This window comes from Streptomyces lincolnensis, from assembly GCF_001685355.1.
Classification (GTDB): domain Bacteria; phylum Actinomycetota; class Actinomycetes; order Streptomycetales; family Streptomycetaceae; genus Streptomyces; species Streptomyces lincolnensis.
Genome location: NZ_CP016438.1, coordinates 9,602,407 through 9,619,265 on the forward strand (window position 1 = coordinate 9,602,407; position 16,859 = coordinate 9,619,265).

Annotated in this window: 16 protein-coding genes; 4 read left to right on the forward strand and 12 right to left on the reverse strand. The window is 71.8% G+C overall.

Annotated features, from left to right (window positions below):
• Positions 1–2 precede the first annotated feature (2 nt).
• From SLINC_RS42400 to SLINC_RS42435, 8 genes are all read right to left on the reverse strand, one after another.
• On the reverse strand, positions 3–1,892 hold the full coding sequence (locus tag SLINC_RS42400; protein WP_067443731.1) for a DUF2264 domain-containing protein: 1,890 nt from the start codon (positions 1,890–1,892) through the stop codon (positions 3–5).
• Positions 1,889–2,866: a hydroxyacid dehydrogenase gene (locus SLINC_RS42405; protein ID WP_067443732.1), complete on the reverse strand. Its 978-nt coding sequence runs from the start codon at positions 2,864–2,866 to the stop codon at positions 1,889–1,891. The genes SLINC_RS42400 and SLINC_RS42405 overlap by 4 nt, the downstream gene beginning before the upstream one ends.
• A 41-nt stretch (positions 2,867–2,907) precedes the next feature.
• Positions 2,908–3,771, reverse strand: coding sequence for a carbohydrate ABC transporter permease (locus SLINC_RS42410; protein ID WP_067443733.1), 864 nt, complete (start codon positions 3,769–3,771; stop codon positions 2,908–2,910).
• Entirely contained in the window at positions 3,768–4,745 is a 978-nt protein-coding gene (locus SLINC_RS42415) for a carbohydrate ABC transporter permease (protein ID WP_067443734.1), read from the reverse strand. Before SLINC_RS42415 ends, SLINC_RS42410 begins: the two co-directional genes overlap by 4 nt.
• A 27-nt stretch (positions 4,746–4,772) precedes the next feature.
• Entirely contained in the window at positions 4,773–6,101 is a 1,329-nt protein-coding gene (locus SLINC_RS42420; protein ID WP_067443735.1) for an ABC transporter substrate-binding protein, read from the reverse strand.
• A 122-nt stretch (positions 6,102–6,223) separates the two neighbouring features.
• Complete coding sequence (locus SLINC_RS42425; RefSeq protein WP_067443736.1) at positions 6,224–7,327, reverse strand: substrate-binding domain-containing protein; 1,104 nt, start codon at positions 7,325–7,327, stop codon at positions 6,224–6,226.
• 109 nt (positions 7,328–7,436) lie between these two features.
• A complete protein-coding gene (locus SLINC_RS42430; RefSeq protein WP_067443737.1) occupies positions 7,437–8,636 on the reverse strand; it encodes a glycoside hydrolase family 64 protein in 1,200 nt (399 codons plus the stop codon).
• Positions 8,637–8,810: 174 nt separating this feature from the next.
• The gene (locus tag SLINC_RS42435) at positions 8,811–9,215 is read right to left on the reverse strand and encodes a hypothetical protein (RefSeq protein WP_067443738.1); all 405 of its coding nucleotides are present in this window, start codon (positions 9,213–9,215) and stop codon (positions 8,811–8,813) included.
• Between the two features lie 213 nt (positions 9,216–9,428).
• On the opposite strand from SLINC_RS42435, the gene SLINC_RS42440 reads away from it, so the two are divergent.
• The 4 genes from SLINC_RS42440 to lexA all read left to right on the forward strand — a co-directional run bounded on the left by SLINC_RS42440 (position 9,429) and on the right by lexA (position 12,297).
• Positions 9,429–10,616 carry a serine hydrolase domain-containing protein gene (locus SLINC_RS42440; protein WP_067443739.1) on the forward strand — a complete coding sequence of 396 codons (1,188 nt, stop codon included), beginning with the start codon at positions 9,429–9,431 and terminating at the stop codon, positions 10,614–10,616.
• A 67-nt stretch (positions 10,617–10,683) separates the two neighbouring features.
• Entirely contained in the window at positions 10,684–11,172 is a 489-nt protein-coding gene (locus tag SLINC_RS42445; protein ID WP_211292770.1) for a hypothetical protein, read from the forward strand.
• A gap of 191 nt (positions 11,173–11,363) precedes the next feature.
• Positions 11,364–11,528, forward strand: coding sequence for a hypothetical protein (locus SLINC_RS49760; RefSeq protein WP_237282018.1), 165 nt, complete (start codon positions 11,364–11,366; stop codon positions 11,526–11,528).
• Between the two features lie 97 nt (positions 11,529–11,625).
• A complete protein-coding gene (gene lexA, locus SLINC_RS42450) occupies positions 11,626–12,297 on the forward strand; it encodes a transcriptional repressor LexA (protein ID WP_067443740.1) in 672 nt (223 codons plus the stop codon).
• Positions 12,298–12,328: 31 nt separating this feature from the next.
• Here lexA and SLINC_RS42455 read toward each other — a convergent pair whose 3' ends face one another.
• From SLINC_RS42455 to SLINC_RS47705, 4 genes are all read right to left on the reverse strand, one after another.
• Complete coding sequence (locus tag SLINC_RS42455; RefSeq protein ID WP_237282019.1) at positions 12,329–13,546, reverse strand: TolB family protein; 1,218 nt, start codon at positions 13,544–13,546, stop codon at positions 12,329–12,331.
• A 212-nt stretch (positions 13,547–13,758) separates the two neighbouring features.
• Complete coding sequence (locus SLINC_RS42460) at positions 13,759–15,744, reverse strand: right-handed parallel beta-helix repeat-containing protein (protein WP_237282020.1); 1,986 nt, start codon at positions 15,742–15,744, stop codon at positions 13,759–13,761.
• Positions 15,745–16,010: 266 nt separating this feature from the next.
• Entirely contained in the window at positions 16,011–16,649 is a 639-nt protein-coding gene (locus SLINC_RS42465) for a LysE family translocator (protein WP_079164991.1), read from the reverse strand.
• Positions 16,643–16,849, reverse strand: a complete 207-nt coding sequence (locus SLINC_RS47705; protein WP_107406755.1) for a hypothetical protein — start codon at positions 16,847–16,849, stop codon at positions 16,643–16,645. The genes SLINC_RS42465 and SLINC_RS47705 overlap by 7 nt, the downstream gene beginning before the upstream one ends.
• Between the last annotated feature and the right edge of the window lie 10 nt (positions 16,850–16,859).

The window sequence follows — 16,859 nt, forward strand, 5'->3', positions numbered from 1 at the left end:
TCTCACTCGTGCGTCACCCGCACCGGCTCGAACGCGATCCGGGTCCGTCCGCCGTCCCCGGTCCAGGTGACCTCGACGCCGTCCGCGTCGAGCGTCAGGCCGGAGACGGCCGCGGCCGGGTCGGCTGTCGCGGCCCCGGTGGACAGGGTCGCCAGGCCGACGTGGACGGTGGTGCCCCCGGCGGGGCCGCTCAGCCGCGGTACCTGGGCCCAGCGGGTGTACGCGGTGCCCTGCGGAGCGCGGACCGTCTCGCTGTCGGCGTCCCAGCCGTGCAGGCCGTGCAGCGTGGAGACCAGGTCCTCCTCGGGGCCGGTCGCCCACCCGGTCTGGGTGACGCGGGTGCCGGCCGGAGCGCCGATCACCCGGTGCACCCGCAGCTCGTACGGTCCGCGGGCCACCGTCACGCTCTCCACCCGCAGCCCCGGCACCATCGGCGGGCCCCCGGCGAACGCGGGCCGGTGCCACGAGGCGGCCCAGCCCCAGCCGTCGCCGTGCCCCGCACCGAGCGGATGGATCCGCCGCCGGACGCTGCGCCGACCGTTCACCTCCACCGCCAGGTGGTTGTCGGCGAGGTTGGCGGTCGACGTCGGCCCGGTCCGGGTGGAGTACGCCTGCCGCCCGTAGTGCGGATCCTCGGCCTCCGGGTCCTCCGCCTCGTGCGGGCGCACATGGTCGCTGCCGTGGTTGTGCAGTCGTACGATCCCGTCGGCGCGCGTCGACTGCACCAGCAGCCCCGGTGCGGACAGCGCGAGGACCCGGTCGGCCTCCTCCACCGGCGCGGCCTCCTCGCGGGCCGTCCACAGCGGATGGTCGGCGGGAGCGAGGAGCGACACGAACGCCTTCGACGCCCAGTACGGCGACGCCGGACCCGAGTACGACTGGAGGGTGGCCTCGTGCGGGCCGTACCAGCCCAGGCTCAGCAGCCCGTCCTCGGTGAGCGCGCCGCGGTCGAGGAAGTGGCGCAGGCTGCCGCTCGCGAGCCGTCGGGAGGCGCCGGGGGCCAGCGGTGTGTCGCCGGTCAGCGCACCCAGGCCGACGGCGGCGGAGGCAGCGAAACGGTACGTCAGGGAGCGGCCGAAGTGCAGCGGAGCCCCGTCCGCGCCGAAGGTCGGGGCGAAACCCTCCAGATGGGCGCGCAGCCGCGGGCCGTAGCGGGCGGCGAGCCGGGTGTCGCCCGCGAGGTGGGCGTCGAGCACCGGATACAGGTGCAGCGCCCAGCCGTTGTAGTGGTCGAAGGCGCGCCCGTCGCCGTCGGCGTACCAGCCCTCGCCCCGGTACCAGGTCTCCATCAGCTCCAGCGCGCGCTCGCGCGCCGCCGCCGTCTCGGCGTCCCCGCGGCCCACGGACTCCAGGAACCCGGCCACGGTGAAGGGGAACAGGTACCAGTTGTTCGGCGCGGGCGTGTGCCGCAGCGCCCCGCGCAGCCACTCCTCGGCCCGGTCCCGTACGGCGTCGTCGAGGTGCTTCCACAGCCAGGGCGCCGTCAGCCGCAGCCCGAGCGCGACCGACGCCGACTCGACCATCGGCTGGCCCTGGATGTGGTGGTCGAGGATCAGCGGCCAGGACTCGGTGTCCTCGCGGCCGGGGGTACGGGTGCCCGAGGCCAGGCCTCGCGCGTACCGGTCCAGCCAGCCGTGCGGGTCGTCGCCGCCGGAGCCCGCCACCCGGAAGGCGGCGGCGAGGAATGTGCGGGCGTAGCCCTCCAGCCCGTCGGAGCGCACCCCCGACCCCGAGGGCCGTCCGGGCAGGTCGAGCAGGGCGCAGCCGGGTGTGCCCCAGCGCCACGCCGCCGTCAGGAGCCCGTCCGCCACCGCCTCCCAGTGGGCCCGGGTGTATCCGGTGTACGGGCTCGACTCGCGGTCCTCCGCGGGGAGTTCGAAGGGGATGCTCATGCGAGGAAGGCCAGCCTTTCGCGTCGTACGGGATGCCGGAACCCGGCACCGGAGGCCCAGTGCGCCGTCTCGGCCACGGCGTGGTCGGCGAGCCGGCGCCACTCGTTGCCCTCGGAACCGGCGAGGTGCGGGGTGATGAGCGCGTTCTCGCACCGCCACAACGGATGTTCCGGTGGCAGGATCTCGGGATCGGTGACATCCAGGACGGCCCGGATCCGCCCCGCCAGCAGGGCGTCGGTGAGGGCCTCCTGGTCGACGACCGCCCCGCGCGAGGTGTTGATCAGCACGGCGTCGGCCGGCATCGACTCGATCAGGGCACGGCCGACCAGACCGCGGGTCGCGGGCAGCAGCGGCGTGTGCACGCTGACGGTGTCGCAGCGGGCGAACAGCTCCGCCAACTCCACGCGCTCGACACCGAGTTCGGCGGCGTCGGTGTCCGTGACGTACGGGTCGTGCAGCACGACGTCGACGTCGTGCGGGCGCAGCAGCTCCACGACCCGGCGGCCGACGAGCGACGCCGACAGGATGCCGATGGTACGGCGGTAGTTGCCGACGCTGCGGGGTGTGCCGAGCCAGGTGCGCCGCTGGGAGGCGCGGTAGTCGCGGGCCCGTTCCAGGACGTGCTTGCCGGAGAGCAGGATCATGGCGAGGGTGTACTCGGCCACCGGCACGGCGTTGGCCGCGGCGGCGGAGGAGACCTCGATGCCGCGTTCCCAGCAGGCGTCGGTGACATGGCCGCGCACGCTGCCCGCCGTGTGCACCACGGCCCGCAGCCGGGGCGCGGCCTCCAGCACCCGCTCGTCCAGCGGCGGACAGCCCCAGCCGGTGATCAACACATCGACGTCGGCGAGGACTTCACGCGCCCGGGAGGTCGACAGGTCGTCCAGCGCGGGGAGCGGGGCGAGATCGCAGAGCGCGCGCAGCGCGTCGAGCGACTCGGCGTCGAGGACGGCCGCGGCGGCCTCCTGGGACATGGCCAGCGCGGCCCTGGGACGCAAACCCGGGCCAGGTGTGGTCACTTGACGGCTCCCGCGGTCAGACCGGCCCGCCAGAACCGCTGGAGCAGGACGAAGGCCAGGATCAGCGGCACGACGGCGAGCAGCGAACCCGTGATCACCACGGAGTAGTACTCGGGGGAGACCGACGCCGAGCTGTTCCACTGGTACAGGCCCAGACTGACCGGATACAGGTCCTGGTTCGACAGCATCACCATCGGCAGGAAGAAGTTGTTCCAGATCGCGGTGAGCTGGAACAGGAAGACGGTCACCAGACCGGGGCCGAGCATCCGCAGCGCCACCCTGAAGTAGGCGACCAGTTCGCCCGCGCCGTCGATGCGCGCCGCCTCCAGCACCTCGTCGGGGACGTATCCCTGGCTGAAGATCCGGCCGAGGTAGACCCCGAACGGATTGAACAGGACCGGGATGAACACCGCCCAGAAGGTGTTGACCACGCCGGCCTCGGACGCCATCAGGTAGAGCGGCAGCGCCAGCACGGTCTGCGGCACCATCACCGCCGCCAGGACCAGACCGAACATCTTCTCCTTGTGCCGGAAGCGGTACTTGTCGAAGGCGTACCCGCAGGCGACGCTGATCAGGGCACCGAGCGCGGCGCCGAGGACCGCGTACAGCAGGCTGTTGACGTACCAGCGGCTGTACAGCCCGCCGTCCATGGCGAACAGGTCGCGCACGTTCTGCGCGAGCGAGAAGTCGCCCAGCGACAGCAGATCGCTGCTGAACAGCGCGTCCCGGTCCTTCGACGCGGCGAGCACCAGCCACAGGCCCGGCAGCACGGTGTAGAGCACGGAGATCGCGACGACCACGTTGACGGTCGCACGGCCCAGCAGCCGGGGGCGCAGCAGGGTGCTGTCATGGGCGCTCATCGGGCCTCCTGGGCGTCGGCGCGGCTGGTCCAGCGGGTGACGCCGTAGGACAGGGCGATCGTGCACAGCAGCAGGACGACCGAGGCGGCCGCCGCCAGGCTGTAGTTGTTGCGGGTGAACGCCGCGTCGTAGATGTACATGCTCGGCGAGAACCGGGAGCTGATCATGGGGGAGGAGAGGTTGAGCAGCATCGGCTCGGTGAACAGCTGGAGTGCCCAGATCAGCGTGAAGATCGAGACCATCACGATCGAGGCGCGCACCAGCGGTGTCTTGACCTGGAGCGCGGTGCGCACCGGTCCGGCGCCGTCGACGACGGACGCCTCGATCACCTCGCGGGGCACGGCCTGGAGAGCGGCGTAGAAGACCACCATGTTGTAGCCGAGGTTGCTCCACAGGGCGATGTTCACGATGGACGGGATGACGGTGTGCACGCCCAGGAAGTCGATCGTGATGTCGGCCTTCGCGAACAGCTCGATGATCGGGCTGATGCCGGGCGTGTACAGGTAGAGCCAGATCAGCGCGGCGATGATCCCGGGCACCGCGTGCGGCAGGAACAGCCCCAACTGCGCCCAGGCGCGCAGCCGTACGACACCGGAGTCCAGCAGCAGCGCCAGGACGAGCGCCCCGACGACCATGAGCGGGAGGTAGATCAGGCAGTACAGGGCGACGGTGCCGAGGCCGCCGAGGAAGGTGGGGTCGGTCAGGACCGCCGCGTAGCTGCGCAGGCCGACGAAGACGGTGCGCTCGGGGCCGAAGCCGAGACCGGGCTGGTCGTCGCTGAAGAAGCTGAGGTAGACGGCCGTGCCGACGGGGATCAGGAAGACGGTGACCAGCAGGACGAAGAAGGGCGTCATCAGCACACCGCAGGCGGCGAGCCGGCGACGCCGGGCCGCCTTGCGGGCGCGGAGCCCGGCGACGGGCGCGGTGGGCGGCGGGGCCGTGGCCGGCGCGGGCTGCTGGGTGGTCGCGGTCATGGGGGTGTCACCTGCCTTTCGGGCGGCTCAGGTGGTGTGCTCGGTGGTGGACAGGCCCAGGGCCTTCAGGTCGGGCATGGTCCCTTCCTGGGCGGTGCGCAGGGACTCCACGAGCGAGCCCTGGCCGGCACTGGCGCGGGCGAAGGCGTCCTGCATGACCTTCTGCGTGGCGGTCATCCGCGGTCCCCACACCCAGCCGTCGCGGATCTTGGCGGCCTCCTGCTCGAACAGTTCGTAGATGTCCTGGCCGCCGTAGTACGACCGGTCGAAGGCCTCGCGTCCGACGGCGATCAGGTCCGAGACCGCCGGGTACTGGCTGCTGGTGCCGCTGGAGAGCCGGGCGCGCAGGGCGTCCGGGTGGGAGACCTGCCACTCGATGAACTCCATCGCGGCCTCGGGGTGCCGGCAGTCCTTGGTGACGGCGAACGTGGAGCCGCCGTGCGTGCCGACGGCCGGCCGGGCGGTGTCCCACTGGGGCAGCGGCGCGATCCGCCACTGGCCCTTCTGGCCGGGCCGCGCGTTCATCTGCGCGCCCGCGTCCCAGGCGCCGCTGAGGCGGGTCAGCACCAGCCCGTTGCCGATCTGGGCGTCGGACTGCCGGCTCTCCACGGCGTTCATGAAGATGTCGTCCCGGTCGATGAGCCCCTGCCAGTAGGCGGCCACGCGCCGGCTGGGCGCGTCGGCGAGGGACACGTTCCAGGCCCCCCGGCCGGTGTCGAACCACCGCGCGCCCGCCTGCCAGGCGTAGGCGGCGAACTGGGTCATCCCGTCCGTGGGGAAGAGCACCAGACGCCGGTCGGACACCTTGCGGCGCACGGCGCGGGCCAGCTCGGCGAACTCGTCCCAGGTGCGCGGCACCTTCAGGCCGTACCGGTCGAACAGGTCGGTGCGGTAGTGCATGACCATCGGCTCGACGTCCAGCGGGACACTGAAGGTGCGTTTCTCGAAGGTGGTCAGGCCGAGCGCCTGGGGCAGCAGTTTGGCGCGCAGGGTGTCGCTGACGAGGTCCGTGATGTCGCGGGCGACGCCGTCGATGGCGAAGCCGGGGACCTGCGGGTACTCGATGGTGGCGACGTCGGGGGAGTTGCCGGCCCGGGCCGCGTTGCTGAGTTTGGCGTAACCGCCCTGTCCCCCGGAGGGGATCTGCTGGAAGTCGACCTGGATACGGTCGTGTGTCTTGTTGAAGGCGTCGACCACCTCCTGGCTGCCGCGCAGGGCGGACCAGAACGTGATGACCGTCTTGCCGGTGCTGCTCACTTGGGCATCCGACGATCCGCTACAGGCGCTCACGGCTCCTGACAGCGGCACGGCGGCCGTCGCGGCGAGCACCGACCGACGGCTGGGTCGACCGGGCATGGGCGCCTCCCGCGGCTCCGCGTGTCTTTGGGGGACACGACTGTTCGGGACACGGGAATCCTCGACGCGTCGACCACAAACGGTCAAGAGAGCGATCAGAAGAAAATAAAGCGGTCAAACGCTCATTCGCTGTGCGTGTCCACCGCCCGGGTCGATCCGCGCACGGTCAGCGCCGGCAGCAGCTCCACACGCCGCACCGACTCTTCCCGGCCCCCCGCCAGGCGCGTGAGCAGCAGCTGCGCCGCGACCCGCCCGACCTCCGCCTTCGGCGGGGTCACCGCGGTCAGCGGGGTCGCGCCCAGCCCGGCCACCACATCGTCGTACGCCACCATCGAGCAGTCCTCCGGCACGCGTACGTCGTGTTCCGCCAGCTGCTGGACGGCCATCAGCGCGTCCACGTCACCGTGCACCACGGCCGCCGTCGCGCCGAGCTTGCGCAGGAGCGTCGGCACGTCCGCCGTCTCCTGGTCCGTGTACGGCCCGGCGTGACCGGCCGCCGGTGAGCTCAGCGCCCAGGCCCACTCCTCGATCCGCGGATGGGCGGCGGCGATCTCGGTGAAGGCGGCCCGCAGGGTCCGAGCGGTGGGACTGTCGTCCCGGGTCGCGAACACGATCCGCCGGTGACCGAGCCCCACCAGGTGCTCCACGGCCAGATGGGCGCCGTACCAGTGGTCGGAGCACACCGAGTCCAGCGCGTGCAGCGCGCTGCCGGGCCGCGGCCGGCGCTCCATCAGCACGGCCGGCACCTCCAGCGCGGCGAGCCAGCCGTAGTCGGCCTGTTCCACGGTGGGCGTGCGCCACCGGGGTGCCAGTAGCAGGCCGCGCGCGCCGTCGGCGAGCGCCCGCTCCACGAGCGGGCGCTCCGCCCCGGCCACCTGGGGCGCGATGTGCAGCGCGATGCGGATGCCCGCCTCCTCCAGCACCGTCCGCGCTCCGTGCAGCGCCTCGTACAGGTACGAGTGGCGCTCCGGGACCACCAGGGCCACCCGGTCGCCCCCCTCCGGGTGGGCGGTGCCGCTGCTGGGCAGTTCCTGCGCGGAGGACGTCGTGTGCACGACCCCGTGGCCGCGGCGCAGCCTGCCCTCGCGGGTCAGTTCCTCCACGTCCCGGCGCAGCGTCACCACCGACACCTGGAGTTCGGCGGCGAGATCCCGCACCCGCGCCTTCCCGCGCGCCTCCACCGCGGCCAGGATCCGCTGCCGCCTGAGATCGACCGGCTCCCGCACGAGGCCTCCCGAGCGCGTCCATGTTCGTTTGATCGGATGCGCGCCATCATAACGATCGCCTCGTGCGGTGAGCCCCTCCGTGCGGTGGGAGGCGGATCTCAGGCGGGTCTCAGCTGAACGGGTCCAGCGTGAGGTACGCCTGCCGCGGGCCGCCGTCGTGGACGAGCGACTCGTGGTGGCCGACGTCGTCGAAGGCGAACGCGTACGCCTTGCCGTCCGCCATCTGCCCGTGGATGAGCCGCGCGTAGTGGTTGGTCACCGGGTCCTGGTAGAAGTTCGCCGCCGAGGTGTCGGGCTGCTGCGGGTTGACCAGCAGCGTGGAGCGGTTGAACCCGGCGCACAGGGTGCGTGAGAGAGGCCCGCGCACCGCGTCGTTCGGGGCGTCCAGAAGCTTGTGGCAGCCGAAGACGCTGTCCGCGTCGGGTTTCTGGAAGCTGGTGACGACCGCGCCGGAGCCGTTGGTGAAGTTCATGACGCCGCCCGACACCCGGCCGTGGTACTTGGTGCCCGGCTGGTCGGCGAACGGGGTCACCGTCAGCGTCTGGGTGGCGTACTTCTGCCACACCCGGTCGATGTAGCCGCTCATCACCGACGCGGGAAGCACCCCGCTCCCCACCCCGTGACCGGGGGAGAGCGCCCGCAGGACGGTTCCGTCGGAGCGTGTCCGCACCAGGCCGGCCCACCCGCCGGACTGCGCCCGCAGACCGTTCAGCACCGCGTTGTAGCCGCCGGACTTCAGGTGTCCGGTGCTCACCGTGCTGCCGTCGGCGCGCTGGACGCCGACCGCGTAGGGGGCGGAGAACATGTCGACCTGGGTGCTGTTGAGCCACAGGCCCGAGTCGCCCAGCGTGTACTCGGACCAGTTGAACAGGATGTCGTGGTTGGGGTCGCTCGGATTCTGCACGGCCGGCTGCACCAGCCCGCCGGTGGCAAGCTGGAAGACGAGCTTGCGGCCGTAGGAGAAGTAGATCCGGCCGGAGAACTTGGGGATGCGGATCGTCTTCGACTGCCCCGCGGCCGGCCCCGGTATGGACGCGTCGGGCGCCGGGACGGGCGGGGCGCCCCCGGCGGGCCAGGCGTGGAACGTGCCGTTCGCGTCGGCCCAGCCCTGCCGGCCGCTCGCCAGGTCCGTGCCGATCGTGTAGACGTACACCGGCTCACCGCGGCCGGAGTTGTTGGTCACCTTCAGTGGAATCGTGTCCGGCACCGCGGCCCGGGCGGGCTCCGGCACCGCGAACGTGAGCAGCGATCCCAGCAGAGCGGCTGCCGCGGCCAGGGACAAGAGCTGGGGTTTGAGTCCTGTGCGCACTCTCCACCTCCGTGCGGGTTCCCGGTACGAGGCTTGGTTCGTACCTTTTTGAGAGCGCTCTCAGCGTCCCGTTGCGATGCGTACATGTCAATGCGTACGGCAGGGAGGGAACGTGAAAGGGGAACCGCCCCTTCAGGGCGGTTCCCCGGATCACACACGTGCGGTGAGCGATACTCAGCAGCGCCGCAGGCCGTACTTGCTCGGGTCGGCGTCGAACCAGCTGGGAGTGAACACCCAGTCGGCCGGCACGTACCCCTCGGTCCCGTCGACGCTCCAGTCGGGGACCGTGCGGTACCAGGTGGTGTTGCCGCCGCCGTGCAGACCGCCCGGCGACCAGCAGGTGAAGTAGCTGAACGACGACTTCAGCAGACCGTTGACGTCACTCTCGTGGACGGGCCGATACCGGGTCGGCGCGTCTGCGTGGTTGCCACACCACAGCCGGCCGTCGTGGGCCCGGACGCCGCACTCGGCCGCCGCTGCCGAAGGCGCCGCCTGCGCGGAGGGGGCGGCCAGAGTTCCCGCCAGTACGGTGGCCAGCGCGGTGGAAAACATGGCTGCTTTGATGCGTCTGCCGAACATGGGTCTCCTTCTGTGAGTCGGCGTACAACGTCTGTCCCTGCCGCTGCACGCTAGAAGCCCGGGCCCCGCGGCGGTTCCTGACAGATGTCAGGGTGTGCCGCCCGGCGCCGACAGGGCCGGATGCAGTAACAGCGGGGGCGGGCCGGCCGGACCGCTGGTGAGGCTGGTGGGGCGGTATCGCCGCGACAACTGCCCACGCCCCTCGGAGTCCTGATGTCCCTGCGCACTGCCCTGCCCAGCAAAGCCGCCCGCCGCTCACGCGGTCGGACGGCGGCCGTCCTCGCTCTGTGTCTGACGGCACTGTCCACGACCGCCGCCGGTGCCGCACCGCAAGGGACGGACGGCGACGCCTTGCAGCGCCGCCTCGACCGGTTCGTGACCGCTCCGGGCGGCCCGCCCGGCGCGATCGCCGTGCTGCGCCGCGGCAAGGACGTGCAGGTCGTGCGCGCGGGCGTGGCGGACCTGCGCACCGGGCGCCCGCCCCGCGCCCACGACCACATGCGGATCGCGAGCGCGGCGAAGGCCTTCAGCGGTGCGGTGGCCCTGTCCCTGGTCGACCGCGGCGCGCTGCGCCTGGACGACACCCTGCGCGAGCGACTGCCCCGACTGCCGGACGCCTGGGGATCCGTGACGCTCCGTCAACTCCTCAACCACACCAGCGGCCTGCCGGACTTCTCGGAGTCCGCAGCCTTCCGCGCCGAGCTCGTGGCCGACCCCAGGCACCGCTTCGACTCGCGCCGGCTGCTCGACTACGTCGCCGGTGAACCCCTGCGGTTCCGGCCGGGCGGCCGCTACCAGTACTCCAACTCCGACAACATCGCCGTGGCCCTCATGGCCGAGGCGGCCACCGGCACCCGGTACGAACGACTGCTGCGCGAACTCGTCCACGAGCCGCTCGGCCTGCGCGCCACCAGCCTGCCCCAGGGGCACCGGATGCCCGAGCCGTATCTGCACGGCTACGACGTGAACCTGCCCGAGCCGCCGCAGGACGTCAGCGAGGTCGTCGGCATGTCGGGCGTGTGGGCGTCGGGAGGCATCGTCTCCACGCCCGCCGACATGAGCCGCTTCGTGCGCGGCTACGCCGGAGGGGCGCTCTACGGCAAGCAGGTGCTGCGCGAGCAGCGCCGCTGGGTCGCCGGTGCCTCCGAACCCGCGGGCCCGGGCCGCAATCTCGCGGGGCTGGCACTCTTCCGCTATGCGACCCGCTGCGGCGTGGTGCTGGGCCACACCGGCAACACCCTCGGCTACACCCAGCTGGTGGCTGCCACACCGGACGGCAGTCGCTCCCTGACCTTCTCGGTCACCACGCAGATCAACCGCTCCGACCCGCAACGGCTGGAGCGGCTGCGGGACGTCCAGGAGGCGTTCGTCTGCGCACTGCTCAAGGGGAACCGCCACTGACCTCACGGCGTGTGGGCCTTCACCCGATGAGTTGCACGCGCGGCGGGTGTCCTGTCTCCTGCGGGGGTTGTTGGACGACGAGCCGGAGGTGTGCGCGGTGAACGGAGCGGTACGGCACGAAGCGCTGGAGCGGTTGGACGTGCTCGTCGGGGAGTGGGAGGTGGAGGCCGAGTTCCCCGGGCAGCCGGCGGTCGCGGCACGCAGTGTCTTCGAGTGGACCCTGGACGGGAGCTTCCTGGTGCAGCGCACCGAGGTCCCCCTCCCCGAGGCCCCGGACAGCATGGCGATCGTCGCGGCCGATCCGGAGACGGGCGCCTACACACAGCACTACTTCGACACGCGGGGTGTGGCACGGCTGTACGCGATGACCTTCGCCGACGGGGTGTGGCGGCTGGTGCGCGAGGCACCGGACTTCTCGCCCCTGGCCTTCCGGCAGCGCTTCACCGGTCGTCTCGGTGCCGACGGCGACACCATCCAGGGCGCCTGGGAGCAGTCGAGGGACAGCGCGGCCGGCTGGGAGCACGACTTCACCCTCACCTACCGCAGGAACCGCTGAGACGGGTCCCACCGGAACACCCCGCGTGCCGGCCGAGATCGTGCGCGGCATCGTCGACACGAACCTGTACATGGTGCTCGCCACCGCCGACGCGTCCGGCCGGCCCTGGAGCTCGCCGGTCTACTTCGCCCACCTCGACTGCCACGAGTTCTTGTGGATCTCCTCGCCGCGACACCGAGCGCGCGATCGGGGTGTTCTCCCGCCGCGCGGTCCTGCACGGCGGGCACGAGTGGTCGGCCGACGACGTCCAGGACCCCGCGTCGGGCATGAGGCCGTACCGCGCGCTCCCCGACGCCCACTGGATCCTGGCCAGGGACGGCCGACCGGACCACCGGGTGCCGGTTCACCTCGTGTGACGGACGGGCCCCTCGCCCACAGAAAGTCGAAAGGGTGTTTCATTCATGAAGGAGGGCAGGTTAGGGTCGTTGTAGGAGATCTTGTGGAGGTGCCCCCATGGAGAACAGCGTGCCGGCCCGGCCAGGACGCCCGCCGGGCACCGGGGCCGTGCAAGGGGCACTGACGGCCCGCCAGGAGGACATCGTCCTGTTCATCAGGGACGCCGTCCGGCGCCAGGGTTACCCGCCGTCGATGCGAGAGATCGGCCAGGCCGTGCATCTCGCGAGCACCTCGTCGGTCGCCCATCAGCTGATGACGCTGGAACGCAAGGGCGTGCTGTACCGCGACCCGCACCGGCCGCGCGCCTACCGCGTCCGCGACTCCTGGGCACCCGACCTGGAGAACAGGGCCGCGCACCCGGTCGACGTACCGCTGGTCGGACGGATCGCGGCCGGTGCCCCGCTGCTCGCCGAGGAGATGGTCGAGGACGTCTACACGCTGCCGCGCCAACTCGTCGGCGAGGGCGAGATGTTCGCCCTGACGGTGGCCGGTGACAGCATGATCGACGCGGCGATCTGCGACGGCGACATCGTCATCGTGCGCCGCCAGGACAGCGCCGACCACGGCGACATCGTGGCCGCGCTCCTCGACGACGAGGCCACCGTCAAGCAACTGCACCGCAAGGACGGCCAGGTCTGGCTCCTGCCCCGCAACCCCGCCTACGAGCCGATCCCCGGCGACCAGGTCCAGGTGCTGGGGAAGGTCGCGGGCGTCCTGCGCCGCCTGTGACCCTCCGGCACGCGATCCGTACCGCCTCGGTTCAGCGCAGGGTGCGCACGAACACGTCCCCGATCAGGTTGGTGTCCTCGGGCACCAGTCCCGGGTAGTAGGTGCCGAGGACGACCGTCGACTCGTCGGCGCTGAGGGCCGCGGTGCCGACGGTGACGGGCGCGCCGTCCGGTCCCGGAGACAGCAACTCCTCCTGGCCGGTGCGTAGATCACGCAGCATCAGGCCCAGGGTCCGGCGGTCCGCGTCGGCGGTGTTGAGAACCAGCTTCGAGCCGTTCACCGACAGGTCCGACACCAGGGTGAGATCGGTGGGGGAGCGGCCGTCGTACCGCTGGAGCGCGCCGGTGCGCAGGTCGCGGACGAAGGCGTTCCAGGAGGTGCTGGAGTCTCCGTTGGGGTCGGTGCCGGGCACCAGGTTGGTGGCCACCGAACTGAAGCCGACCTTGGAGCCGTCGGCGCTCAGCACCGGGGCGATCGCCGACCTGTCGGCCGGCGCGCCGTCGTGGGTGGCATCGGCCTGGACGCTCCGGCCGGTCGCCCGGTCGTAGACTCGGATGTCGCCCTGGTCGTCGTCGGACGGGCCCGAATAGCCCTCCAGATAGGCGACCTTGCGGCCGTCGGCGCTCATCGAGATCTGATGGCACTGGTGGACGTTCTTCGATCCGTCGGAGGGCCGGCTGACCCGTCGGACCTGCTGCGTCCTGCGGTCCAGGAGCATGACCCGGCAGGCGTACGCGCCGTGTTCGTCGACGGTGGGCCGGGCGACGAAGGCGACGTACCGTCCGTTCGCGCTGATCGGGGCGATGCCGTACGACACCTGGTAGCCCTCGCCCATCGCGGGCGCCAGACGCTCCACGCTTCCGGTGCGCAGATCCATGACGTGCACGGAGGCCCGGCCGGTCGCGGTCGAGAACGAGCCGAAGGTCAGATGGCGACCCGACTCCGACAACCGGGGTGTCGACGTCGTCTCCCCCGGTACCACCACGCGCTGGAGCGGGGCGCCGGGAGCCGTCCGGTAGTAGACGCTGTTGCGTACGTCCGTGCCGGGCACCAGGTTGGTCGCGCTCGACTCGAAGGCCACGACGCGTCCGTCCGCGCTGACCACCGGTTCCGTCGAGTGGCCGTTGCCGGCGGTGCCGTCGGGGGCCACGCTGATCCGTTCCGTGCGGGGGACGAGTTGTTCGCCGCTCGCCGCCCCCGCGGGCCAGGCGAGAGCGGCCACGGCGGCCAGCGCGACGGTCATGGACATGCGTAAGGAAGGTCTCATCAGGGTGCCTCTCCCCTCGGCCGGGGGACGACGGCAGCCGCCCCCCACCTCGCGCCCCGGCGCCACGCCACGGACTCACGAGGATCCACGCGATGAAAGCGCGCGGTGTGCCCGGGGTCAATGGATGTGCACGCGTCGGTTCAGCTCCCTTCGCCCGTCGGTTCAGCCTCCCTCACCCGTCGGTTCACCCTCGCTCACGGCATGCCCAGGCTCCGTCGATAAGGCGCCTGGGGACCGGAGTTCGCCACCACGGCGGCACACGCGGCGTCGGCGGCACACGCCTGGCCGGGGTTCCGGGGAGGCAGCAGGGTGTTGCCGGAGAACTCGAGGTCGTGCGGGTCGCCGCAGCCCTCGTCCGGATTCTGCTGGTCGGCCGGCGGCCAGGCGCCGGGGAAGTCCCGCCGCTCGACCCACTCGGGCACCGTGTCGTCCCAGAAGTTGCCCCGGTACCGCACGTGCTGGACGGGACGGTCGCCCCACTCCTCGCTGCACCCGCCGATGGACGCCACGTAGTCGTGGACGACGTTGCGGTCCACGGTGACCCACTTGGAGCTGTCGTCGGTGTAGATGCCGACGTTCCAGATGCCGTACTTGCTGTCGGTGACCGCGTTGCCGCTGATCACCGCCCCGTCGGCGTACGAGGTGCCCTGTTCGCCGCGCAGGTAGATCCCGCCCCCGTCGACCAGGAGCCGGTTCGTGGCGAACACGCGGTTGTCGAGGATGCGGTTGCCGTGCATGACGCCGCGCAGGTCCTCACTGGGTCCGGACAGGATGCCGGTGTAGGGGACGTCGTTGACCTGGTTGTGCGCGATGGTGGTGTCCTGGGTCGCGGTGTCCCAGATGGCGGAGGACGCGCGGTACTCGGCGCCGGTGCGGTGGATCCAGTTGTTGGTGATCCGGTTGCCGCGGTTGGTGCCCTGCACGGCGGGCGGGACCACCCCCAACAGGATCCCGCCGTCGGAGACATCGGTGATGACGTTGCCGTCCACCACGTTGTGCGAGCTGTTCTGCGACAACTCCAGGGCCTGGGCGCCCAGATGGGTGAACCGGTTGCCCTCCAGGCTGATCCGCTCGGCGGTGCGGAAGGCGACCGTGCCCGGCACCGTCAGCAGCTCCGGCTCCTCACCCTTCCTGGGCCGCAGGTACATGCTCCACGCGGCGGGGAAACCGGCCGGCTCGTTCGGCGCCAGCCAGGTGGCGTGGGCGAAGGTCAGACCGCGGAAGCCGATGTCGTGCAGCGGCCGGCCGGGGCGGCCGGTGCCGGTGACCAGTGACTGAAGGACGGGTGCGACCACCCGGGCGCGGCGCATGTCCTCGCCGGGCCGGGGGAGGTAGAGCAACTGGTGGTGTCCGGGGCGGGAGCGGTCCAGGTACCAGCTGCCGGGCCTGTGCGCGAAACTCGTGGAGTTCTCCACGGCGGCCGGCTCCTTGAGCAACTCCGCCCCGCCGTACAGCGCTTGGATCAGATCCCAGCACGGCTGGTCCATCGTGACGGCGCTCCCGCGTCCGCTCGCGGAGACCCCGGCGACCCCGCAGCGGCCCTCGACGTAGCCGGACCGGTAGACGAACTCGACATCGCGGGGGTTCCGCCAGGTCCGGGGGACCGCGCTGTCGGTGACATAGCCGGTCTTCGTCACCTTCAGCGAGCCGGGAAAGCCCGTGCCCTCACGGGTCAGCCGCGCCGCGCGCCGGTCGCCGACGTAGAGCTGGCGGGTGTCGAGACCGCCCACGTCCGCCCGCCAGAAGCCCTTCAGCCGCCCGTCGGGCCGCCATCCGGAAACCTCCCGGCCCCCGCTGAAGGTCACCCGCTCCTGACGGGGTGTCCCGTAGCCGTACGCCTGGTAGATCACGCGGTGGCCGTTGCGGCCCGAGTCGCCCGCGGCCTCCGACAGCCTGAGCGGTGCCTTCAGGGTGTAGGTCCCGCCGCGCAGGTTCACCACCAGGTCCGACGTCATCCCGGCCGCCCGCGCACGGACGGCCTGCTGGGCCCGCGCCGGCGTGGCGAAGGGCCGGTCCGCCGTCCCCGGCCAGGAATCCTTCCCCCAGGGAGCGACGTACAACTGAGCCGCGGCGTCGGGTGTGGCCGCCGCCGGGGACGGCGCCGCCGCCATCGACATCCCGACCGTCCACACCGTCGCCACCACCACGGCCGCTCGTGTCCGCGTACGCAAGAACGCCATACCGCCTCCTCGATTCTCCCGGCCAGCCTGGGGGAGGGGGCGGGGTCCGGGACATCGGCCGATCGTGTCCGGGGCCCTCACCTCGGGCGGTGGATCCGCGACCAAAGTCGGCCGCGGCCGGTTTCCCGTCGACCAAAGTCGCAGCCCCGTCGCCCGGAGCCGAGAAGCAGGGCCGGCCTGCGGTGGCCAGAAGAACAGCGCGGGCTTGCTTCGGCCCCAGCCATGACCGCAGCATCCGGTGCTCCGGCCCGGGGTGAGAGGCCATCTCAGAGTGGAACGACGGCCAGTCGAATGCCGAGCCCGATGAGTACGGAACCCATGACTCGATCGAGCACTGCCGAGAGCCCGGGGCGCGCGAGCCGGCGGCCCACCCTGGTCAGCAGATACGTCATCCCCGGATACCAGGTCATGAGCACCGCGGTGTGCGCGGCGAGCAGGACAGCGGCCGCCGGGACGACCGCATCGTCAGGGCCGATGAACTGGGGGAACACGGTGGTGTAGAAGATCCCCACCTTGGGGTTGAGCAGGTCACCGATCAGGCCGCGGCGGAAACCGCCGAGCGCGGACAGCTCGGGCACCGGACCGTCGGGCGGCCGGACCGCCGGTCGGCGCCGGGCCGAGCGCAGGGCCTGCACGCCCAGCCAGATCAGGTACGCCGCGCCTGCGAGCCGGAGCATGTCGTAGGCCAGGCGCGAGGTCGCCAGCAGAGTGGCGAGCCCGAGCACGGAGCCTGCCGCCCAGAAGACCTTGCCGAGCGTCAGGCCGGCCGTGGCGGCGACCGCGGCACGCTGGCCGCCCTGTCTCGCGCAGCCGAGCACGACCGTGAGATTGGCACCCGGAGTCGCCGCAAGGACCAGGCACAGCGCAACGAAGGAGCCCAGTTGGGCCCAGCTGAGTCCTAGCACGCCGGCTCACCGCCACCGGTGGCCCGCCCGACCGCCGTCACCGGCTCTTCGGGAGCCGGCCCGCAGGGCGGTGCGGGCCCGTCCTTGAGGACGTCCCCGGCCAGCAGTACACGCAGGTGACCGCAGGCGCAGCGCTGGTAGCGCACCCAGCCCAGGGAGGTCGAATGCTTCGACGAGGTGAGGAGGAGGCATGGCGTCATGCCGTGAGCG